At 45.2% G+C, this 22,449-nt stretch carries 20 protein-coding genes and 1 pseudogene; 15 read left to right on the top strand and 6 right to left on the bottom strand.

The window, feature by feature from the left end; genetic code table 11:
* Positions 1-206: 206 nt before the first annotated feature.
* The 7 genes from GPK58_RS10805 to GPK58_RS10775 are packed head-to-tail and all read left to right on the top strand — an operon-like array spanning position 207 to position 6,837.
* Positions 207-1,136, top strand: a complete 930-nt coding sequence (locus tag GPK58_RS10805) for an ABC transporter permease (protein WP_015526672.1) — start codon at positions 207-209, stop codon at positions 1,134-1,136.
* Between the two features lie 15 nt (positions 1,137-1,151).
* On the top strand, positions 1,152-2,015 hold the full coding sequence (gene nikC, locus GPK58_RS10800) for a nickel transporter permease (protein WP_021650926.1): 864 nt from the start codon (positions 1,152-1,154) through the stop codon (positions 2,013-2,015).
* A complete protein-coding gene (locus tag GPK58_RS10795) occupies positions 1,996-2,787 on the top strand; it encodes an ABC transporter ATP-binding protein (protein ID WP_021650927.1) in 792 nt (263 codons plus the stop codon). The genes nikC and GPK58_RS10795 overlap by 20 nt, the downstream gene beginning before the upstream one ends.
* A gap of 9 nt (positions 2,788-2,796) precedes the next feature.
* Positions 2,797-3,735: an oligopeptide/dipeptide ABC transporter ATP-binding protein gene (locus GPK58_RS10790; RefSeq protein ID WP_059086421.1), complete on the top strand. Its 939-nt coding sequence runs from the start codon at positions 2,797-2,799 to the stop codon at positions 3,733-3,735.
* Between the two features lie 29 nt (positions 3,736-3,764).
* A complete protein-coding gene (locus GPK58_RS10785) occupies positions 3,765-5,333 on the top strand; it encodes a nickel ABC transporter substrate-binding protein (RefSeq protein ID WP_252195801.1) in 1,569 nt (522 codons plus the stop codon).
* A gap of 3 nt (positions 5,334-5,336) precedes the next feature.
* Positions 5,337-6,089, top strand: a complete 753-nt coding sequence (locus tag GPK58_RS10780) for a class I SAM-dependent methyltransferase (RefSeq protein ID WP_022426108.1) — start codon at positions 5,337-5,339, stop codon at positions 6,087-6,089.
* Between the two features lies 1 nt (position 6,090).
* Positions 6,091-6,837, top strand: coding sequence for a class I SAM-dependent methyltransferase (locus GPK58_RS10775; protein WP_015526666.1), 747 nt, complete (start codon positions 6,091-6,093; stop codon positions 6,835-6,837).
* An 11-nt stretch (positions 6,838-6,848) separates the two neighbouring features.
* Here the strand turns inward: GPK58_RS10775 and GPK58_RS10770 are convergent, their stop codons facing one another.
* Positions 6,849-7,622, bottom strand: a complete 774-nt coding sequence (locus GPK58_RS10770; protein WP_215638638.1) for an alpha/beta hydrolase — start codon at positions 7,620-7,622, stop codon at positions 6,849-6,851.
* Positions 7,623-7,826: 204 nt separating this feature from the next.
* On the opposite strand from GPK58_RS10770, the gene GPK58_RS10765 reads away from it, so the two are divergent.
* The 4 genes from GPK58_RS10765 to GPK58_RS10750 all read left to right on the top strand — a co-directional run bounded on the left by GPK58_RS10765 (position 7,827) and on the right by GPK58_RS10750 (position 11,990).
* A complete protein-coding gene (locus GPK58_RS10765; protein ID WP_173746377.1) occupies positions 7,827-8,702 on the top strand; it encodes an FKBP-type peptidyl-prolyl cis-trans isomerase in 876 nt (291 codons plus the stop codon).
* An 86-nt stretch (positions 8,703-8,788) separates the two neighbouring features.
* Positions 8,789-10,171, top strand: coding sequence for a hypothetical protein (locus tag GPK58_RS10760; protein WP_215638637.1), 1,383 nt, complete (start codon positions 8,789-8,791; stop codon positions 10,169-10,171).
* Positions 10,172-10,249: 78 nt separating this feature from the next.
* Positions 10,250-11,266 carry a U32 family peptidase gene (locus GPK58_RS10755; protein WP_252195800.1) on the top strand — a complete coding sequence of 339 codons (1,017 nt, stop codon included), beginning with the start codon at positions 10,250-10,252 and terminating at the stop codon, positions 11,264-11,266.
* 241 nt (positions 11,267-11,507) lie between these two features.
* Positions 11,508-11,990, top strand: a complete 483-nt coding sequence (locus GPK58_RS10750) for a GNAT family N-acetyltransferase (protein WP_021650238.1) — start codon at positions 11,508-11,510, stop codon at positions 11,988-11,990.
* Between the two features lie 130 nt (positions 11,991-12,120).
* Here GPK58_RS10750 and GPK58_RS10745 read toward each other — a convergent pair whose 3' ends face one another.
* Positions 12,121-13,140, bottom strand: a complete 1,020-nt coding sequence (locus GPK58_RS10745; protein ID WP_215638636.1) for a LacI family DNA-binding transcriptional regulator — start codon at positions 13,138-13,140, stop codon at positions 12,121-12,123.
* 393 nt (positions 13,141-13,533) lie between these two features.
* Here GPK58_RS10745 and malQ point away from each other — a divergent pair, with 393 nt between their 5' ends.
* Both malQ and GPK58_RS10735 read left to right on the top strand, forming a co-directional pair.
* A complete protein-coding gene (malQ, locus tag GPK58_RS10740; RefSeq protein ID WP_173734263.1) occupies positions 13,534-15,042 on the top strand; it encodes a 4-alpha-glucanotransferase in 1,509 nt (502 codons plus the stop codon).
* Positions 15,043-15,318: 276 nt separating this feature from the next.
* The gene (locus GPK58_RS10735; protein WP_215638635.1) at positions 15,319-15,948 is read left to right on the top strand and encodes a metal-dependent hydrolase; all 630 of its coding nucleotides are present in this window, start codon (positions 15,319-15,321) and stop codon (positions 15,946-15,948) included.
* Between the two features lie 8 nt (positions 15,949-15,956).
* Here the strand turns inward: GPK58_RS10735 and GPK58_RS13380 are convergent, their stop codons facing one another.
* Positions 15,957-16,079, bottom strand: coding sequence for a DUF6783 domain-containing protein (locus GPK58_RS13380; protein ID WP_334304781.1), 123 nt, complete (start codon positions 16,077-16,079; stop codon positions 15,957-15,959).
* Here GPK58_RS13380 and GPK58_RS13450 point away from each other — a divergent pair.
* A complete protein-coding gene (locus tag GPK58_RS13450; protein ID WP_442860559.1) occupies positions 16,023-16,247 on the top strand; it encodes a DUF6783 domain-containing protein in 225 nt (74 codons plus the stop codon). The genes GPK58_RS13380 and GPK58_RS13450 overlap by 57 nt on opposite strands.
* Here GPK58_RS13450 and sstT read toward each other — a convergent pair.
* On the bottom strand, positions 16,208-17,416 hold the full coding sequence (gene sstT, locus GPK58_RS10730; RefSeq protein ID WP_173723002.1) for a serine/threonine transporter SstT: 1,209 nt from the start codon (positions 17,414-17,416) through the stop codon (positions 16,208-16,210). The genes GPK58_RS13450 and sstT overlap by 40 nt on opposite strands.
* Positions 17,417-17,653: 237 nt before the next feature.
* The gene (locus tag GPK58_RS10725) at positions 17,654-19,009 is read right to left on the bottom strand and encodes an MATE family efflux transporter (protein ID WP_021652900.1); all 1,356 of its coding nucleotides are present in this window, start codon (positions 19,007-19,009) and stop codon (positions 17,654-17,656) included.
* 238 nt (positions 19,010-19,247) lie between these two features.
* Here GPK58_RS10725 and GPK58_RS10720 point away from each other — a divergent pair.
* Positions 19,248-20,402: pseudogene (locus tag GPK58_RS10720) on the top strand (FprA family A-type flavoprotein); the annotation flags it as partial.
* Between the two features lie 101 nt (positions 20,403-20,503).
* On the opposite strand, the gene GPK58_RS10715 reads toward GPK58_RS10720, so the two are convergent.
* Positions 20,504-22,339 carry an amylosucrase gene (locus GPK58_RS10715; RefSeq protein ID WP_195274671.1) on the bottom strand — a complete coding sequence of 612 codons (1,836 nt, stop codon included), beginning with the start codon at positions 22,337-22,339 and terminating at the stop codon, positions 20,504-20,506.
* Positions 22,340-22,449 lie beyond the last annotated feature (110 nt).

Here is a 22,449-nt window from a genome sequence, read left to right as displayed (position 1 = left end):
GGAGAGATCCGGGAAGATGGTAAGTAGGAAGAACTGGAGTCAGGAGACTTGCCTTTTTGACAGAAGAATTCTGATTCGGATGGGATACAGAAGGAATAAGCTCTGCTTGAGGTGGAGGTTTGTTTTTTGTGCTGATATGATGCTGGATCATATCAGCTTTTTTTATTTTAACCGAATAAACAGATGAAAAATGAGGAGAAATGAAAATGGGAAAAGTAATTGCAAAGCGTTTTATATTTATGATTCCGGTAGTGCTGGCGGTTACATTTATTATTTTTATGCTGAGTTTTATATCGGCAGGTGATGCTGCCAGAGTGCTGGCGGAGAAAAAATATGAGCATCCGTCACCGGAGCAGGTAGAAGAAGTACGGCATGAGGAAGGACTGGATCAGCCGGTGCTGGTACAATACGGGAAATGGCTGGATCAGGCACTTCATGGCGATTTTGGAAAATCATATTCTACCAGAAAACCGGCTTTTGAGGAATTAAAAAGATATTTTCCACAGACATTTAAACTGGCAGTTACTTCGTTTTTATTGTTGATGATCGTATCAGTCCCTCTTGGAATTTTGTCGGCAATTTATGAAAACAGAGTTCTGGATAAAGTCATTCGCATTTTGTCGTCCCTCAGTGTATCTATGCCGTCTTTCTGGATCGGTCTGATGCTGCTCTATATATTTGGAGTAAAGCTAAAAGTGATTTCCGTGATCGGAGGAGATGCCGGAGGCATCCCGATTCTTGCGGCATTTGCCATGGATATCAGTTTCTTTGGAATTATGACGAGATTGATCCGTACCAATATGATACAGGTGCTGAAGCAGGATTACATACGTGCCAGCAGAGCTAAGGGATTGTCATCTGTAAATGTAATTTTGCGTCATGGTCTGAAAAATATCCTGATTCCTGTGCTTACACGTCTGGTATCAATTGTGATCGGTTTTTTCTGTGGCTCAGCTGTGATAGAAAGTATTTTTTCAATTCAGGGAATCGGAAATCTGGCATTGAAATCCGTGATCTCAAAAGACACTCCGGTGCTGCAATGTTTTATCTTTATTCTGGCTGTTGGCATTGTAGTATTAAATTTTCTTGTGGATATCGCCTATTCTGCGATTGACCGGCGAATCCAGTTAAAGTAAAGGAGAGATCATAGAATGGGAAGCAGAAGAAAGCAGAAAACAGAAAAAAGCATGATCCAGAATCTGTACTGGAAACAGGTATTCCGGTCACCGAAAACAAAAATAGGATTGATGGTGGTCATAATTTTTGCATTGGCAGCTATTTTTGCACCTGTACTGGCGCCGCATGATCCACTGCTTGTGGATGTTTCGATAAAATTAAAGAATCCGTCGGCGGCATATCCTTTAGGTACTGATCAGCTGGGACGATGTATTTTATCAAGACTTCTCTGGGGCAGCCGGTATTCACTGAGCTATAGCTTTACGGTGCTTCTGATCACCGTATGTGTCGGGGTGCCGATCGGACTGTTTGCCGGATATGTAGGTGGAAAAATCGATTCCATAATTATGAGGATCATTGATGTATTTATGGCTATGCCGGTCTTTATTGTGGCACTTGCCATTGCAGGAACCGTAGGAGCCAGCGGCGCTCATCTGATCCTGTCCTTATCGGTCGTATCCTGGGCAGAATATGCAAGGCTTGCCCGAGCATTGACACTTCAGGAAAAAAATAAAAATTATATGACCGCACTAAAAGCCGGCGGCTGCGGCCACGCAAGGATCATATTTAGGCATGTATTGAGAAATATCCTGCCATCTGTAATCGCACTGGCAACAATGGAAATCGGTTCGATCATTCTGTCAATTGCCGGTTTTTCCTTTATCGGCCTTGGTGTGCAGGCACCGACACCGGAATGGGGGATCATGCTCAGTGACAGTAGAAGTTATATTCAGACTTATCCAAGACTGATGTTTTATCCGGGCATACTGATCATGATCATTGTTCTGGCATTTAATTATCTGGGGGAGGGAATACAGAATGGAACAGCCCAAAAATGATGTTCTAAAGGTAAAAAGACTACATGTGGAGTTTCAGACTTCTCACGGAATGGTTCATGCAGTAAAAGATGTCAGCCTGGAAGTAAAACGCGGAAGGATCCATGCTCTGGTGGGAGAAAGCGGAAGCGGCAAGTCAGTTACCTCTCTGACGATCATGAATCTGCTTGCAGGAAATGGAAAGGTGATATCCGGAGATGTGACACTGAACGAAAAGAGTCTTCTGAAGTTATCAGGAAAAGAAAAACGACAGTTATACGGAGACAGGATCGGAATGATCTTTCAGGATCCGACCGCTGCTCTCGATCCGCTCTTTACAGTTGAACAACTGCTTCTGGAAGGACTGAGAAAACATCGCAGAATGAGCAAAAAACAGGCAAGGGAAGCAGCGTTGGAAAGTCTGCGGATGATGAATCTGCGTGATCCGGAAGAACTGATGAAGAAAAAACCTTACGAATTGTCTGGTGGTATGTGCCAACGTGTTATGATCGCCATTGCCATGTCCATGAAACCGGATTATCTGATCGCAGATGAGCCGACGACAGCCTTGGATGTAACCGTACAGAAGCAGATCCTGGAAGAAATCTATCAGCTATCCAGGAAAGAAAATCTGGGCGTGTTATTTATTACGCATGATCTGGGTGTGGTGGCAGAGATCGCAGATGATGTTTCGATCATGAAAGACGGCGAAATAGTGGAAAACGGAACGGTTGAAGAGATCTTTTATCATCCGCAGCATTCATATACAAAAAAACTGTTGGATGCAGTTTTATAGGGGAAAAGTATGAGTACGTTACTAAAGACAGAACATTTAAAAAAATATTATGGCAAGAAAAAAATTGTGAAGGCAGTGGATGATGTAAGTCTGGAAATCCATGCAGGATCATCCATGGCCCTGATCGGTGAAAGTGGAAGTGGTAAAACTACATTCGGAAAGCTGATCGCCGGCCTGGAGAAACCTACAGATGGAAAATTCTGGTTTCAGGGACAGGAAATGCAGGATTTGTCTGAAAAGCAGTTTCGTCCATATCGCAAGAATCTTCAGATGGTCTTTCAAAGCAGCAGCGGGGTATTTGATCCCGGTTATACCATTGGAGAAAATATTCTGGAAATTTTGAAATTACATGAAAAACTGCAAGAGGGTGAGTATGAAGAGCGAGTAAAGGAGGCTTTGATCCAGACGGGGCTTGATCCGGATATCCGCAACCGTTATGTTGGACAGATTTCAGGAGGTCAGTGTCAGAGAGCTAATATTGCGAGAGCATTGGTATTAAGACCGGAACTTGTGATCTGTGATGAACCGGTATCCAGTCTGGATTATTCCATACGAAAGCAGATCCTGCATCTGTTAAATGAGCTGCAGGAAAAATATGAGATGACCTATTTACTGATCACTCACGATCTGTCCAACGTTCCATATCTCTGCAAAGAGGTGGCTATTATGTATCAGGGACGCGTGGTCGAGTTTATTGATCATACGGACAGCTTAAAGGAGACTGCCGTACATCCTTATACAAAAGATCTGTTTGATTCTATTCCGGTAAAAGAACCGAAAATGCGAAGAATCGGATCGCAGGAAAAGAAAATATTTTCAGATACCATTCCGGAACAGGGCTGCCCATATCAGAACCGGTGCAGAAGATGTACAAATATATGCAGAGAGCATATACCGGAATTGACAGAAATTGAAACAGGACATTTTGCGGCATGTCATATGCTGTAAAATATAAAACAAACAAAGGAGAGGAAGAAATGAAGAAAAGACGTGTAGCAAAATTGATAGCATTGAGCATGGTGGCGGCAACTTTACTGACAGGTGTCAATGTACAGGCAAAAGAGGAAAAAGTAGTTACGGCAATGACATCCATTGATCTGACTCCTGAACTTTGTGACCCTATAAAAAGTGGTCCGGACTTTCGTCTTTATGAAATGATCTATGATCCTCTGGTACGTTACGGAGAAAATGGAGAAATCAAACCGGCATTGGCAGAATCCTGGGATATCAGCGAAGATGGCACAACCTATACGTTCCATTTAAGAAAAGATGTGAAATTCTCGGACGGCACAGAGTTTAATGCAGACAATGTGATGTGGAATTATAACAGATGGGTGGAACAGGATGTGACCGGTAACTTTTCAGCCAAACTGGAAAATGTTACAAAGGTAGATGATTATACTGTAGAATTTAAGTTCGCAGAACCATGTTATACTCTGCTGATCGAATTCAGCTATCCAAGACCGTTCCGTTTTACCTGTGAAAGTGCACTGGATGAAGATGGAGAATTTTGTCAGGAAGTGGGTACCGGAATGTGGATGATCGACAGTTATGAAAGCGGTCAGGAGGTTGTCCTGGTACCAAATCCTAATTATTACGGTGAGAAACCAAATATTGATAAAGTAGTTCTGAAACAGGTGGTAGACGGTGATGCCAGAGTGATGGCACTTCAGAGTGGAGAGGCAGATCTGAATCTTCAGGATATTCCATCCGAAAGCTTCAGTATTATCCAGGCAGATAAAAATTTATCGACAGAACAGCAGGTTTCCACACTTTCTTACTATCTGATCGAAAATTATGATACACCGGCGCTTCAGGATGTAAACGTACGTCAGGCACTGAATTATGCAACAAATAAAGAAAGCATTGTAAATGATCTGCTGGATGGTTACGGCAATCCTGCAACCGGACTTATGTCTCCGACAGTTCCTTATGTAACAGAAGAAAACAGCAAGGGCTATCCATATGATCCGGATAAAGCAAAGGAACTGTTAAAGGAAGCAGGATATGAGGATACAGATGGAGATGGTATTGTAGAAAAAGACGGAGAACCACTGAGCCTCAGACTGGTATTCCAGACTGAAGAATATGCTTCATGGAAATCTCTTTGTGAATTCCTGAAATCTGAATATGAGAAGGTCGGTGTAGGTATTGAACTGGTAGAAAAAGAATCCGCAGCTTACTATGATGAGATCTGGAACACCAGAGATTACGATCTGTGCATTTACCGCAGCTATGAAGATTCCTGGATGCCTCATGGATTCCTGAAATCAATGTTCTATGCGGAAGATGGAGCAAAGGCAGTAAACTGGTACGATGAGGAGCTGAACAAAGATCTCGGAGAAGTATTAAAGACACAGGATGAAGAAAAGCGGACGGAATTATACGATAAGATCCTCACACGTATCAATGATCAGGCAGTAACAGTGCCGCTGTATTATCCGAACCGTGATTATATCTACAACAATACCAGACTGACCAATGTAGAGCTTGCACCGACTGCCTATGAAGGCATTAACTGGGCAACACTGGATGTAGTGGAGTAAAAAATGTTTGAAAAGATCGAGAATAAATGGACAGAAGATTCCGGTGATTATGATGATATGATCCAAAAACAATTGAGTAACAAAAGAACGGTATCTTACTGGACAAAAGAATTGAAAAGACTTCTTGGACCTGAGCCCCTTCGTATTTTAGAAGTGGGCTGCGGCCCGGGTTTTATGAGCATCATAGCAGCGCGTCTGGGACATGATGTAAAAGCGATCGATGGTTCATCAGGAATGGTAGAAAAAGCCAGAAGGAATATGCGGCAGTATCATCAGCAGGTGGAAATCTGTGAGGAAGATGGTGTAACTTTGCCATTGGAACAGGAACAAAGCTATGATGTGATACTTTCCAGAGATGCGGTGTGGACATTATATGATCCGGAAAAAGCTTTCAGACGCTGGAAGGCTGTATTAAAACCAGGTGGAAGGATCATTTATTTTGATGGGGACTATCGGACCGTCGAACCCACATTAAAAAATAAGATCCATATGAAAATTGCTGATTTTCTTATTTATGTTACAGAAAGAAAAACATATGGATCTGACGTGAAGGAAAACAGCGGAATTTATGAAAAGCTGCCATTTACATCGCAGAAGCGTCCGGAAGCGGACTTTCAGATATTAAAAAAGGTACGCTTTGCCAGGATCCAGATCAGAGAGAACCGCTGGCTAAACAGACCATGGACGATGGATTTCTGGAAATACGGATATCAGGGAAAAAAATTTATTGTAGTAGCCACAAAGAAGGAGAAGTGACATGCAAAACGATAAGATCAAAGAGTACTGGGAAGGAGAAGCTGGCATTTACAGCGAAGGGATCAAGGCAGAATTGAAAAGTGAAACAGCAGAAAACTGGAAGAATCTGATTCTGGAGTATGCGCCGGAAAAAGAACATCTGGAAGTACTGGACGTAGGCTGCGGGCCGGGATTTTTTGAAATTATGCTGGGAAAAGAAGGACATCATGTGACCGGGATCGATATTACTGAAAATATGATCCATGAAGCAAAGGAAAATGTAAAGGCAGCAGGTTTATCCGCAGATTTGATGACTATGGACTGCCACAATCTGAATTTCCCGGATGAGACATTTGATATGGTTATCTGCAGAAATATCACATGGACGCTGGACGATCCACAGAAGGCTTACAAGGAGTGGCTGCGTGTACTGAAAAAAGGCGGACGTCTTTTGGTATCGGACGCCTGCTGGTATCTGCATCTTTATGATGAAGAAAAGAAAAAGATTTACGAGGCACATGATGCTGCTATGTGGGAAAAATATGGAAGAGGTATCCATGCTCATGAAGATGCGGAAACAGGGAAAGAGCTCAGCAGTAAGCTGTTTATGAGTGATAAAAAGCGTCCGGTATGGGATCTGGATTACATGATGGAGATCGGCTTTTCCAAAGTGTTTGCCCTGAAGGACATCAGTGATATTTCCAGAACTTCCATGGAACGTGAGCTGAACAAGCTGACACCTCAGTTTTTAGTGGGTGGAGAAAAATAAGAGGACCGGCGTTAAATAAAACGCTGGACCCGCTCCATTGTGGTTTTTAGAATAAAGATATCCGTCAGTACATCCCCGGTTTCCAGAGAATGGTTGGCGTTTTGGGTGAGAAAGAGAGGGACATCTTTCTGTGCTGCCAGTTCCCGTATGGAATCGGTTTCGGCCCAGGGATCTGCGGTGCCGTGGAAGGCGATGCTTCCGGCAAGTGGGAAGGAAAAGGTCTCTGCAAGAGGCGTGAACAGGATGCTTTTTACAGTCAGATCGTGTCGGGAAGCATAGGCTGAGGAGATGACTGTACCAATGCTTTTGGAAATAAACAGAATGCTGCCATAGGAATTCCAGTCGATGCTGCCTAAGGAGCGTTCTGTTTGTTCCAGGGCAAGGTCAAAGGCCTGTTTCATTTTTTCAGGATCTCCTTTGACATTTTCCGGGAGGGTGCCATAGGATACAGTGCGGATCTGGTAGCCGTGTTTGCTGGCAAGGCGGCTGGTATAGTAAAGAAGCGGCTTGTCAGCAGTGTATCCGATGCCCGGAAAAACAACAGCTAATTTCGGGGCATTTTTATCTGCTCCGGCTGTATGAGCGGAAACTTTTGTATAGAGCATTTGCAGCTGAAGCTTTTCCTGAAGTTCCTTTAAGGTAATGGAGATCGTACAGGAATCGGATGGAAGATAATCATAATCAGTAACAACGCCGTCCTCTTCCATGGAATAAACAATGTGTGAGGAACCCATGAGTTCCATGTCTTCTTCAATATCTGAAAGTAATTCTTCGTATGATTTCATTTTAATTCAAACCTTCTTATTTAAAAAATCTTTTATTTTTACAGATGCTTCTATTATACTGGATTCATTGAATGACAGCAAGAGGTTACTGTTCACTGGCAATGTCCCGCGAGGTGTTTTTGTGAGAGAAGTTAAACCTTGCTTTTATCCTGCCTGCACGATATACTAATATAATACATATCTGATTAATGGAGGGTTTTACAAATGAAAATTGCAGCAACATACGACAACGGAAATATTTTCCAGCATTTTGGAAAAACGGAGTTTTTCAAGGTGTACGAGGTAGAGGATAACAAGGTTGTTTCCAGTGAAGTGATCGGTTCCAATGGCACCGGACATGGTGCACTTGCAGGACTTCTTGCAGAGCAGGGAATCAGCGTTCTGATCTGTGGAGGAATCGGCGGCGGAGCACAGAGTGCACTTGCTGAGGCTGGCATTGAATTATGTTCCGGAGCACAGGGAGATGCAGACACAGCTGTGGATGCTTATCTGAAGGGCGAGCTGGTATCCACAGGTGTGAATTGTGATCATCACCATCATGAGGATGGACATTCCTGCGGAAGCCATGAGAATGGACACTCCTGCGGCGGTCATGAAGACGGACATTCCTGCGGAGGCTGTGGCGGAGGCTGTGGTTCCCAGCCATCTATCACAGGCCCTAATGTCGGAAAAACCTGCCGTACACATTACAGAGGAACCTTTAATGACGGAACACAGTTCGATTCTTCCTATGACCGTGGCGAGCCACTGGAATTCATCTGCGGAGCAGGACAGATGATCAAAGGCTTTGATGCGGCAGTTGCAAACATGGAGGTTGGCCAGGTGGTAGATGTTCATCTGATGCCTGAGGAAGCTTACGGTATGCCGAATCCGGATGCGATTTTTACACTTGAGATCGAACAGCTTCCGGGTGCTGAGGATCTTACTGTAGGACAGCAGGTATACCTCTCCAATCAGTATGGTCAGCCGTTCCCGGTTAAAGTTAACGCAAAAGATGAAAAAACCATTACTTTCGATGCTAATCATGAGATGGCAGGTAAAGAGCTGAATTTCAGAATTGAATTAGTAGAAGTGAAATAAGAAGGAACAGTGGGAGGTGCTGTATGGGAGCATATGGCATCTCCTTTTTTGCCTGAAGGGAGGAAGCTTTCCTGATGAGGATCTCTATGATACCATTTGGATTACTGTCCGGTTTTATGGATAGCAAAGAAATCCGGATCACAGAGCTGGGTGAAGATGGATTTCGATTTCGGCTGGCAGAGGAATGCCCGGAACCGGAGCAGTTTCTGATCTATTTTTATGATATGAAAAAAGCCGGGTACAGGAGAGTGGAGATCCGGAAGTTTGGGATGAGTGCAGCAGAGGATCAATGCCTGCAGGATCAACAGCCAGTTGAAAAGAAAACCGGAAAATATTTTTACAGGGAATATTCTGTGAGAGTGGAACAGAAGGATTATGTACAGGAGGTTCGGCGGCTGGCCGGAGAGTACAACAGATATATCCGTCTGAAGCTGGATGGAGACGATGGAGAGCTGGCGAAATCACTGACAGGTTATCCTGCGGAGCTGGATGAGATGCACTGCAGGAGTCTGGAGGAACAGAAGAAGCGGTGGTTTTTCAGAGAAAATGAAAAGGCTTCCGGAAATCCACAGGATACAATGGGTGCAGAAGAATTAAGGCTTTTGGATAATGCAGAGTTTGCCCTGGAATTAAACTGCACTTCCCTGTATGAAGAATATCTGTGCCAGCCGCTGCAGGCTTTTCTGGCGTCTTACTGGCAGAAGAATTATCTCACTCACAGTTATTTTGCAGGCCGGACACCGGACAGATTTTATATTGGAAATCAGTTCTGCCATAATTTGTTTCCGACAGAAGAGCAGCTTTTTTCTATTATGGATAAAGTGTATTTGGAGGGATCGGAGATCACACTGGTATTTTCTTATATCCGGGAATTTATGCTTTCGTCTGTGGGAAAGCTTCTGGAAAAGGTGGATAACTGGTGCTGTATTCATGGGGTGAATGTGGAAATCGTAGTCAATGACTGGGCCATGGTGGAAATGCTCTGTGGAAAAACATCCCGCCTGCATCCTGTTCTGGGCACATTGCTCAATAAACGAAAAAAGGATCCGCGAATGAAATATAAATCCGGTGATACCTTATTATTTCAGCAAAACAGCCTGAATGCGGGGTTTTATCGGGATTTTCTGGCTGAAGAATTTCATATCCACAGATACGAATGGGAGTCCTGCGGATATCCACAGGAGCTTCCGCCGGGAAAAAACAGTCTGCATCTGCCTTTTTATCAGACAAACACTTCGCAGTACTGTCCATTGTATGCTTTGTGCACCACTGGGGATCGTGGTACACAGCAGCTTGCGGAGCACTGTCCGAAATTTTGTGAAAAATACACACTTCTTTATCCGGAACATTTACACATGGCAGGGAGGTATAATTCCCTGTTCGGTGTGGATAAAACATTTCCGGAGATACCTGAAATGTGGAAAAATATAAAAGGCACAAAGCCGGATCGCATTGTTGTTAATATATGACAGGTGATGAGCAGGCTGTGAAGGTGGAGCACGAATATCTGTTTGACAAGAATACATTGCGGAAAAAAGGAACAGGACATGGATAACAGTATGAAAATAACAGCCGGGTTAGGCTCCATAGATGAATATGAACGTTTTGTGCAGGCAGGAGCAGATGAATTTTTCTGTGGCTATGTACCATTTTCCTGGGCGGAAAAATACGGCACAGTAATGCCGTTAAATCGCCGGGAGGTTCTCTGCTGTAATGTTCAGCTTGGAGCATACAGTGAGCTGGAAATTCTTTCCCAGATGGTAAAAAAATATAAAAAGCCGGTGCATCTCACCTTCAATTCCCTGTATTATCTTCCGGAACAGTATCCGGAGATCGGAGATATCATAGAAAAGTGCATGGGAATTGGATTTCGAAGCTATATCATTGCAGATCCGGCGCTTCTTGTTTATCTGAAAAACAGGGGGATTTCCTGTGAGATCCATCTCAGCGGAGAGACAGGGGAAGTGAACAGCGAAATGCTGAAGATGTTCCGGCGCTTTCCTCTGAAGAGATTGATCTTTCATCGGAAAAACACGTTCCGGGATATGCAGTCTGTTATTGCATCTCAGAGAGAAGTGGAAAAACAGGCCGGGATCCGACCGGAGGCGGGAATGGAGTTCGAGGCCTTTGTGCTGAATGAAATGTGCCAGTTTACGGGAGCATTCTGTAATTCTCTTCACTGTGATGAGATGGGATATCTTTGCAGGGTGTCCTATTGGCTTGGAACTGTACGGAATGGTGATGCTGTTCCGGAAAAAATAATGGCTCTTCAGGAGCAGGCGTGGGATCAGGAACCGGATCTGAAAGCATATGATGAATCCGGATATCTTTGTGGTGAGACAGGCTGTGGACTGTGTGCACTGTATCAGCTGAAGCAGGCAGGGATCACGCATCTGAAGCTGGTTGGCCGGGGAAACTATGTGGATCACATGGAAAAAGATATCCGGAATTTGCGAAAAGCGTTGGAAATCCTGGACGCTGCAGAAAATGAGAGGGAATTTAAATGTACGTTAAAACGGATAGTGTTTCCGGCGGGGTGTAGCGAAAGATGTTATTATCAGTAACAAAAAGAGAAGCTTTTTTGAGTTAGAATAAATGATAAATGGGATGAAAACCAGAATCAGAAAAGGACATGGTGCAGATTGCAGATTTGACAGTCCTGGGAAAAAGCTATTTCCGGATTATTTGTGATCAATGGCGTGTGGAGCTCCTTTCTGAGTTCAGAGATCATTACATTTGCTGTGATCCTGATACTGGCGAGATCCGGGCGGAAAAAGAATGTATTTTCAGGAGAAAGGATATAAAATGAATTTCGAGCGTGTAAAAAGAGAAGAAGCAGATACAGTTCTGAAGCTGTACCGTTCATTGCTGGGGACGCCCTATTGTGTGTGGACAGAGGAGTATCCTTCAGAAAAAGAAGTGGAATTTGATCTTTCCAGAGATGCGCTGTTCTGTATGCGGGACGATGCGGGAAATATCGCAGGTGTGATCTCCATTGATGATGATCCAAATGTGGAATGTCTCACATGCTGGTCAGAAACCATGGTGCCGTCAGCGGAGGTCTCCCGGGTGGGAGTATGTCAGGAATTCCAGAATCAGGGGATTGCCGGGAAACTTCTTAAGGGTGTGATGGAAGAACTGAAGAAGCGGGGCTATAAAGCTGTACATCTTCTTGTTGCGAAGGACAATGTAAAAGCACTCCGTTCTTATGATAAGCTGAATTTTGAGAACGTGGGAGAGTGTGAACTCTGGGGACATATGTACTGGTGTTATGAGAAAGCATTATAAAAAGTATTATAAAAAATGAAAAACAGGTATCTTTTTGCCGGGCGGTAGATCGACCACCAATGTCAGATCGATAAGTGGTGGTCAATACACAGTCAGCAGAGAAGATACCTGTTTTTTGTTTGAAAGCAGATCAGATCCTCCGGCAGCTGTCCCTTTCAATCAGCTGGTGAGGTACAATGATCTTTGTGGCCGGAAGGCTCGGATTTTCGATATGACTGATCATCTGCGTGGCTGCTTCCATTCCAAGCTGCCCGGAGTTAATATCAATGGAGGTCAGCTGTGGGGAAGTCAGTCTGGCAAAAAGTGAGTTGTTAAAGGAAAGAATGGACAGATCCTCCGGTATGGAGATATCTGCTTCTATACAGATCCTTTCCAGAGAAAGCGCCAGAATATCATCACTGACAAGCACAGCTGTAGGGCGCTCCTCACTTAAAAGCAGCTTTCGAAGCTCCTGAAACTCATTCTGGGAAGCGGCAGGAACCTCTATACAGTATTCGGGCTGTACGGTTAATCCGTGGCTGATCAGCGCAGTCATGTAGCCGGTTTTGCGGTCTGCGGAAAAGACCAGGGAATTATCTACACCCAGATAAGCGATCTTCCGGTGGCCCAGAGCATAAAGATACTCCGTTGCCTCCTGTCCGGCCAGAAGGTTGTCATTATCGATATAGATCGTATGATTGGTGTATTGTGCCGGTTTTCCGATCAGGATATAGAGAAGTCCTTCACTGAAAAGAAAATCAATAACAGGATCATTCACACGGGAATAAAGAACAATAAATCCGTTAACCTTACCGCTTCTGGACATGGAACGTACTGCGTTAAGGATCTCTTCTTCATTCTGACCGGTAACAATGGTGCTGATATACTGATGTGCGTTACAGTAGTGGCTGATCCCCCGGATCGTCTCAAGGTAAAAGGAATTCTCGTATGTCTCCTTTGGGGACGGAGGCAGGATGATACCGATGGAGCGGGAAATCTGTGCTGCCAGGTTACTGGCCTGAAAATTCGGCTCATAGCCAAGCTCCGCCATGGCTCTGCGTACACGTTCCTTGGTTTCTTCACTGATAGATGGATTATTTTTGCAGGTTCTGGAAACGGTGGACGGGGACACCCCGGCCAGAGCTGCCACATCTTTGATGGTTACTGCCATAAATTTGCCTCCTCACGGATATGCCGGATCAAAGCGGAAGTATGCCTCTGATCCGGCTTTTTTATCTCAGTCTGATAGAGATATTGTAGTTCATAACAAGGATACTGTCAAACATATTGCACGGAAAATTGCATGAAATTGCGTAAAAACAGATGCACAGAAAATCAGGTAGTGAGATGCAGACAGATTCTGTTTGACACAATGAAAAACTGCACAAAATCAGGATGTAAAAATTGTAAGAAAGGTAGAAAAGACAAAAACGCATTGCACTTCATGCAAAATGGACGTATAATTTACGCAAACGGTTGCGTAGATTATATGAATATGCATCCGTGAGAGGATAATAGATAAGATGCTCTGAGATGCAGGGCTCAACATAAGGAGAGAAAAGATATGGATAAAAGAGCAGCCGGCATTCTGATGCCGATCACAAGCCTGCCGTCAGAGTACGGCATCGGATGTTTTTCAAAGAGTGCCTATGATTTTGTGGACTGGCTGAAGGAAGCGGGACAGAGCTACTGGCAGATCCTTCCGCTGGGACCTACCAGTTACGGAGATTCTCCGTACCAGTCCTTCTCCACTTTTGCGGGAAATCCGTATTTTATCAGCCTGAAGGCACTGGTGGAGGAAGGCGTCCTTACAAAGGAGGACTGTGATAAGGTCAGCTGGGGAAGAAGAGCAGACAGCGTAGACTATGAAAAAATCTACAAAGGCCGTTACAAGCTTCTCCGCAAAGCTTACGAAAACAGCAACACCAGCGAGAATCCGGATTATCAGAAATTTGTTGCAGAAAACAGCTGGTGGCTTTCCGACTATGCACTTTTTATGGCAGTAAAGGATCAGTTCGGCGGTGTTGAGTGGACAAAATGGGCAGAGGATATCCGCCTTCGCTGGGCAAATGCCATGGACTACTATCGCAGAGAATTATATTTTGATATTGAATTCCAGCAGTATATGCAGTTCAAATTCTATGAGCAGTGGATGAAACTGAAAAAATATGCCAACGAAAAAGGCATTCAAATCATCGGAGATATCCCGATCTATGTAGCTATGGACAGTGCAGATACCTGGGCTCATCCGGAGCTTTTCCAGCTGGATGAGGAGAATGTGCCGGTGGCTGTAGCCGGATGCCCGCCGGACGGTTTTTCCGCAACAGGACAGCTTTGGGGAAATCCACTGTACCGCTGGGATTACCACAGAAATACAGGATATCAGTGGTGGATCTCCAGACTGAGCTACGTATTCCGCCTTTATGACGTGGTAAGGATCGATCATTTCCGTGGCTTTGACGAGTATTTTTCCATTCCGTACGGTGCAGAAAATGCCATTGGCGGTCACTGGGAAAAAGGTCCCGGGATCGATCTGTTCCGTAAAGTGGAGCAGGCCCTTGGCTGGAAGCAGGTCATTGCGGAGGATCTTGGCTATGTGACAGATTCTGTGCGTCAGCTTGTCCATGACAGTGGATTCCCGGGAATGAAGGTCCTGGAGTTTGCGTTTGATTCCAGAGATTCCGGCTGTGCCAACGATTATCTTCCACACAACTATCCGGAGAACAGTGTGGCATACACAGGAACCCATGATAATGAGACCATCGCCGGATGGTGGAAGAGCATTATGGCAAAAGAGCGTAAGCTTGCCAGGGATTATCTCTGTGATAACTATACACCGGATAAAGAGCTGCATAAATGCTTTATCAGCCTGGTTATGAGAAGCAGTGCAAAGCTCTGTGTGATCCCTATGCAGGATTATATGGGCCTGGATAACAGCTGCAGAATGAACCAGCCTTCCACAGTAGGAAAGAACTGGAAGTGGAGGATCCGCAAAAGGGAGCTGACTGTGAAGCTTCAGAAAGAGATCCAAGGTATTGCACTTCGCTACGGACGTATGAACTGGTCTGATTAAAAGAGAGATCCAAGAGACATATTCCATTTAAACGGGACGTGAAAGAAAGTAGAAAGATTTTAGATAGAATCGTGATTTTTTATGTGATATAATGCTGTTTCGTGGAGGCAGCTGTCAGTAAAAGGTAAGGCTGACAGCTGCCTTATTGTATTTTCAGATCTGCGGTAAATGATAAAGTGATACATTTATATATGCAGAAGATCAGAAGAGAGTGTCTGATCTGTAGCAGTGGATAATCCTGAATAACGGAAGATTTTTTACAATAAGGGGAGAATTATGACAGGAAAAACACATGCGGCAGTCGGACTCGGAACAGTGCTGGCAGTTACACAGCCCTCTACGGTTTCCGGTCTGGTACTTGCGGCAGGAACAGGAATGCTTGGAGCATTGATCAGCGACATTGATGTGGGAACCTCCAAATCCCATAAGGATGCGGACAGGATCACACTGATCGCGGTACTGCTTGTGGCAGCAGAGATCGCATTGAATTATTTTTATGATTTTTCCATCTGGGAAAAGATCCGCAATAACCAGTCTATGGCGCCGGTTGCCATGGGAGTTATTATTTTTATTGCAGTCTGCGCCTTTGGAAAAAATCAGCCGCACCGGTCATGTATGCATTCGATCATGGCTATGGCCATTTTAAGTGCAGCCATATCCATGGTGTCCGTGAAGCTGGTCCTTTATTTTGTGGTTGGATTCGCATCACATCTGGTGCTGGACTGCTTTAACCGGAAACGGGTACGGATCCTATATCCGCTGCCGGGAGGCATTGCGCTGGATTTCTGTAAGGCAGGAGGCTTTGTGGATTCCCTGCTTTTTAAGCTTGGATCTGTAGCTGTGATCTTTGAGCTTGTATATCTGGCTGTGCAGATGGGAGAGAACTGGAAGCTTTTTCGAATGTAGAGGATGTTTCATTTACCGATTACGGATAATTTTATATGGGGCAGATATTGCAGGAACTGAAGGTTAGAGCGTGTTTGAAAAATCATTCCCGTAATCTGCACGCCCCACTTTGCGGTATATTTTACCCGAATTCAGTTGCCGTAGCCCGCCAAAAAAAAGGAGCAGATTTTCCAAATACGGAAGATCTGCTCCTTTTAACCGAATCAAGGGAGTCCCCTGTTTCAATTACGAATATCCACCTGACGGTTTATAAGTGTGATCATTTATTCTTTCTGATCCTGCAGGCGCATGCTGTGTAAAGTACGTCTGTGGAAGAGTTCAGTGCTGTCTCACAGGAATCCTGGATCACGCCTACGATGAAACCGACACCAACTACCTGCATGGCAACATCATTGGGGATTCCGAAAAGGCTGCAGGCCATCGGGATCAGAAGAAGAGAACCGCCGGCAACTCCGGAAGCACCAGCCGCACTTGCAGCAGCCAGGATGCAGAGGATCAGAGCGGTCGGGAAGTCTACGCTGATACCGAGTGTATGTGCAGCTGCCAGAGCCATGATGGAAATGGTGATCGCTGCACCACCCATGTTGATGGTCGCACCAAGAGGGATGGAGATGGAGTAGGTATCCTCATCAAGTCCGAGATCCTTGCACAGCTCCATGTTTACCGGAATGTTGGCGGCAGAGCTTCTTGTGAAGAATGCTGTGATACCACTGTCCTTCAGGCAGCGCAGAACCAGCGGATATGGATTCTGGCGTGTGCAGATGAAAGTAATGATCGGGTTGATCACCAGTGCGACAAAGAGCATGGTTCCCACCAGTACACAGATCAGACGGCCATAGCTTAACAGTACACTAAGTCCCTGCTCGGAGATGGTTGTGAAGATCAGGCCCATGATACCAAATGGAGCAAGGCTGATGATCCATTTTACGGCTGTGGAGGTTGCATCGGAAATGTTTTCGATGACAGTCTTGGTAGTTTCACTTGCGGCCTTCAGTGCGATACCGAAGATGATGGCCCATGCAAGGATACCGATATAGTTGGCGTTGACAAGTGCGTCAACCGGGTTGGAAACAATGTTCATCAGAAGGTTTTTGAGGACCTCTGCAACACCGCTTGGCGGAGTGACGTCGGAAGTATTTGTACTTTCGGAAAAAGTCAGCATGATCGGGAACAGGCGGCTGGAGATCACAGCTGCCAGTGCTGAGAGTATATTTCCCAGAAGATAAAGTACAACAACGAATTTCATGTTTGTTTTCTGGCCTTTTCCCATGTGGCACAGAGAGCTCATTACCAGGAAGAACACCAGAAGCGGAGCAATTCCACGAAGAGCACCGACGAACAGATCACCGAGAATGGAGATCACAGATGCCTGAGGGATCGCAAGTCCGAGAATGATACCAACGATCAGACCACAGATGATGCGCTTGATCAGGTTGATGCTGTTCCATTTTTGAATCAGTTTTTTCATAACTAGTTTCCTCTTTCCTATTGTGTGAGTGTGCTAAAAAATGCTGAGCCGCAAAGCAACGATCCAGTGTAAAGGGCGGATCGTTCTAAGCCGGTATTACTGCATTGCGTAAAAGCACAACAGGATAATTATATACAATTATGTCCGCCTTGTAAAGACAAATGTACATAAACACGAAAAGATATAAAAAAGCGCCAGATCAATGCTTCGTCTGGCGCTATATATATATTTGAAGTTTCAGGTCCGAATTTTCCGGAAGCTTACAGCAAAGAACAAAACCTCCGCAAAGCCTGTAATTCCCCATGAGAAAATATACAGGAGATAAAGTGAGGAAATGGTCTGGAAGTGTGCAAACACCGTATAGAACCAGATGACACGGAATACACAGGATCCCAGAATGATGATGATGGTCGGTGGGATACTTTTTCCGATGCCACGGGAAGCGGCGATACTGCAATCCATAAAACAGCTGAAGGCATAGCTGAAGCCCATGATCCGGATCCTCTCCATGCCGGCATCGATGACTGCCGGTTCTGTGGCAAACAGTGACAGAAACTGCGGACCGAAAACAAGAAGCAGTCCACCAAGGATCGCGCCTGCGATGAAGGCATAGGTAAGGCTGATCCCATAAGTTTTCAGCATACGTTTTTTATTTCCGGCACCCCAGTTCTGACCGATGAAGCTTGCGCATGCAGTATAGAAAGCAAACATGACGTTGTAGATCAGAGAGTCTGCATTTGCGGCAGCGGCATTTCCGGAAACCGTGACTGCATCGAAGGAGTTGACACCGGTCTGTACGAACAGATTTGCAATGGCAAAAATCCCGTTCTGCAGACCTGTGGGAATACCAAGAAGCAGTACTGCTTTACAGGCCTTCGGGTGAAGACGGAGCTTACGCAGGGATACCCTGCATTCGTCTTTTCTCCGAAGGAGGTGGATCATTACCAGCGCTGCGGAGATATACAGTGCGATCGCGCTGGCAGTTGCCACACCTGCGGCGGCCATATGACAGACGATAACGAAAAACAGGTTCAGAAGAACGTTGATCACTCCGGCAATGGAAAGATAGATCAGCGGTCGCTTCGTATCGCCGCGGGCACTTAATACGCCGTTACCGAAATTGTATACAGCCATGGCCGGCATACCCAGAGCATAAATCTTCATATATAAAACAGCCTGGTCCATCAGCTCCGGTTTCGTATTCATCATGGACAGCATCTGTCCGGAAAACAGAAGACAGACGACACAGACTAGAAGTCCTGCGATGGCACAGAGAAGAAGAGATGTATGAATCGTTTCTTCGGTACCTTTTCTGTTTTCGGCACCAAGCTCGTGTGCTACACGAACATTGACTCCGGCGCCCATGCCGATCAGGATTCCGGTAAATAAAGTGACCAGCAGAGTTGTGGAACCCACAGCTCCAAGTGCCATGTAATCTGCAAATCGCCCTACAACCGCAACATCACTTAAATTAAAAAGAACCTCCAACACCTGGGACCCCATCAGGGGAAGGCTAAAGAGGAGGATATTTTTCCAGAGAGAGCCGGAGGTCATCTCAATGGAAGACGTTTTCTTTTTTTCATTTTCACACATAGTTTACCTCATAAAAATTATAAAAAATTCCTTCATCCAAGGTATACAATACTATGTTGGAATAGGTTTGTAAAGAGGGGAAAATAGTTCTTTTATCAGGCGCAGAGGTTTGTTTTTATTTATAGATTCTACATTGATTTCAGTACGAACAATGATATAATAAATGAGAGTAATAAGAAAGTATTTTCAGAAATATTGGAAATATAAAATACAGCAGACCAAGGAGGAACTCAATACAATGAAAATCGGAAATGATATTTATTATGTAGGAGTAAACGATCATCAGGTAGACCTGTTTGAGGGACAGTATGTAGTGCCAAACGGAATGTCCTACAACTCCTATGTGATCAAAGATGAGAAGATCGCAGTTATGGACACTGTAGATGCCGGCTTCACAGAAGAGTGGCTGGGAAAAGTTGCAGAGGTTCTGGATGGTGCGAAACCGGATTATCTTGTAGTCCAGCATATGGAGCCGGACCATGCAGCAAATATTGAGAATTTCATGAAAGCATACCCGGATACAACTGTTGTTGCCAACACAAAGACCTTTACCATGATGGAGAATTTCTTCCGTGGAATGGATCTGGAAGGAAAGAAACATATTGTAGCCAACGGTGACACCCTGACACTTGGAAAACACGTCCTTACTTTCGTATTTGCACCGATGGTTCACTGGCCGGAGGTTATGGTTACATATGACAGCACAGACAAAGTTCTGTTTTCCGCAGACGGCTTTGGCAAATTCGGAGCTCTTGATGTAGAAGAGGACTGGGACTGTGAAGCACGTCGCTACTATATCGGAATCGTCGGAAAATACGGTCCGCAGGTACAGAAGCTTCTCAAGGCAGCAGCAACTCTTGATATCCAGACCATCTGCCCGCTTCACGGACCGATCCTTACCGAAAATCTTGGACATTATCTGGAGAAATATGATATCTGGTCTTCTTATAAAGTAGAGAGTGAAGGAGTAATGATCGCCTACACATCTGTATATGGACATACAAAGAAAGCAGCAGAGCTTCTTGCACAGAAGCTGGAGGAAAAGGGCTGCCCGAAGGTTGTTGTCTGCGATCTTGCAAGAGAAGACATGGCAGAGGCAGTGGAGGATGCTTTCCGCTACGGCAAGCTGGTACTGGCTAGCATTACATACAACGGAGAAGCATTCCCGTTTATGCGTACATTCATCGAGAACCTGACAGAGCGTAATTACCAGAACCGCACCATCGGCCTCATTGAGAACGGAAGCTGGGCACCGACTGCAGCTAAAGTCATGAAAGGAATGTTCGAGAAGAGTAAAAATATCACATGGCTTGAGAACAATGTAAAGATCATGTCCTCCCTCAGCGATGAGAATGTGGCAGAGATCGATGCAATGGCAGAGGAGCTCTGCAAGTAATTTCTGAATACCAGAACAGCTTATAAAAAATAAAGATATAACATAATAAAAAGACGTGGATCCGTAAGGCCACGTCTTTTTTATTTACCAAGTAACAGTTACATCCTCTTACACCACATAAATCCATAAGCCGGAAGCTCCACGTCCTTAAGCTCCAGTGTCTGGTCCGTGATCAGATCGCGGAAGGTTCCTTCCTCCTGCATCCAGGCAGTTTTTTCGCTGTCACTGAAATTGAAGATTCCGATGAAACGTTCGTTTCCTTTCTGGCGGAGGATGCAGAGAATGCTGTCATCATGAACATCGTATGTATATACATCACAGTCTTTATCAAAAACAGATTCCTGGCTGCGGATCTGCTCCATGCGGCTAAGAGTCTGGAAGATCTGTCCCTCAACGGAGGATTTGGAGTTCCTTTTTCCGGCAAGCTCCCACTGGAAAGCACCACGGTGGATATAGCGGGAATCTGCAGCCTTATCCGGATCCTCTTTATAGGAATAATCATTGAGACGTCCGATTTCATCGGAGCTGTAAAGCATCGGGATTCCGGACTGGGTAAGCATATATGCGTGAAGCATCAGATCCTCGCGGATACCCCTTTTCAGCTTCTCGTCATCTTTTTCAAAAAGAGCAGCCTCGATCCCGCACATGGAAGCAGTAGTTCCGCAGAAGCGGGCATCCTGAGTTACCGGGTCATCATTATAGAGTTCTCCGCGGCTGTCGCTTCCCGGATGCTTTCCTGTAAAGAAATCATTCAGGTAACGCTTATGGGATGGCTCATCCATGCCCCAGTCTTTCAGGGTGGCGAAATCAAGTCCCCAGCCGATATCGTCATGGCAGCGGAGATAATTCAGGAAGGTGTACTGCTTCGGAAGGCTGTTTACAATATCCATCTGTTTTTTCAGAAGGCGGATATCACGAGTGGCAATGCTGTTCCAGGTTGTAGCCATGGTTGTTACATTGTAAAGCATATGGCATTCCGGCTTCTCTACGGTTCCGAAATAGGGAACAACCTTCTCCGGCTCCATAACGACCTCACCCAGAAGTACGACACTTGGGCAGACGATCTCGGCGATCATACGCATCATACGAACGATCGTATGCACCTGCTTCAGGTTACGGCAAGGAGTTCCCAGTTCCTTCCAGATATACGGAACCGCATCGATACGGATCACGTCCATTCCCTGGTTTGCAAGGAAGAGGAAGTTGTACATCATCTCATTGAAAACACGGGGATTGCCGTAGTTCAGATCCCACTGGTACGGATAAAAGGTAGTCATGACATAGTGACCGATATCCGGAAGCCAGGTAAAGTTCCCCGGAGCAGTGGTTGGGAATACCTGTGGTACGGTCTTTTCGTACTCGTCCGGGATCTCACGGTTGTTGTAGAAGAAGTAACGGCTCATATATTCGCCGTCACCCTGGCGTGCTTTTTTGGCCCACTCATGATCCTCGGAGGTGTGGTTCATAACAAAATCCATACACAGGTTCATTCCGTTTTTGTGGCATTTATCTGCAAGGGCAGCCAGGTCCTTCATGGAACCAAGGTCCGGGCGGACTTTGCGGAAGTCGGCTACTGCGTAACCACCGTCGGAACGGCCCTTCGGGGTATCAAGGAACGGCATCAGATGCAGGCAGTTCACGTTGCATTCTTTAAGATATGGAAGCTTGGCAGAAACTCCCTTGATGTTGCCGGCAAAATTGTCAATATAGAGCATCATGCCAAGCATATCCTTTTGGCGGAACCAGTCCGGATTTTTTTCTCTTTCCAGGTCGCGGTTTTTGAGCGCGCGGCGGCGTGCTGTAAAATACTGGTACATCTGGTCGCAGAGCTCTGCAAACATATCGTCATTGTGATAAAGCTCTGTGTACAGCCATCGAAGCTCGTCGTGATGATGGTTTAAACGTTCCTGAAAAATTTCCTGATCTTTTTTCATGATTTCCTCCCTGAATAGATATTTATAGATGTCGGGAAACCTGTAAAATATTTCCCGGCGGTAATGGTTATCTGACATTTTTCCACAGAATTATAGCATGAAGTTTCCAG

The sequence above is a fragment of the Blautia sp. MCC270 genome, from assembly GCF_018785605.1.
Classification (GTDB): domain Bacteria; phylum Bacillota; class Clostridia; order Lachnospirales; family Lachnospiraceae; genus Blautia_A; species Blautia_A fusiformis.
The sequence above is the reverse complement of the archived record's forward strand: the minus strand, read 5'-3'. Positions and strand labels throughout refer to the sequence as shown.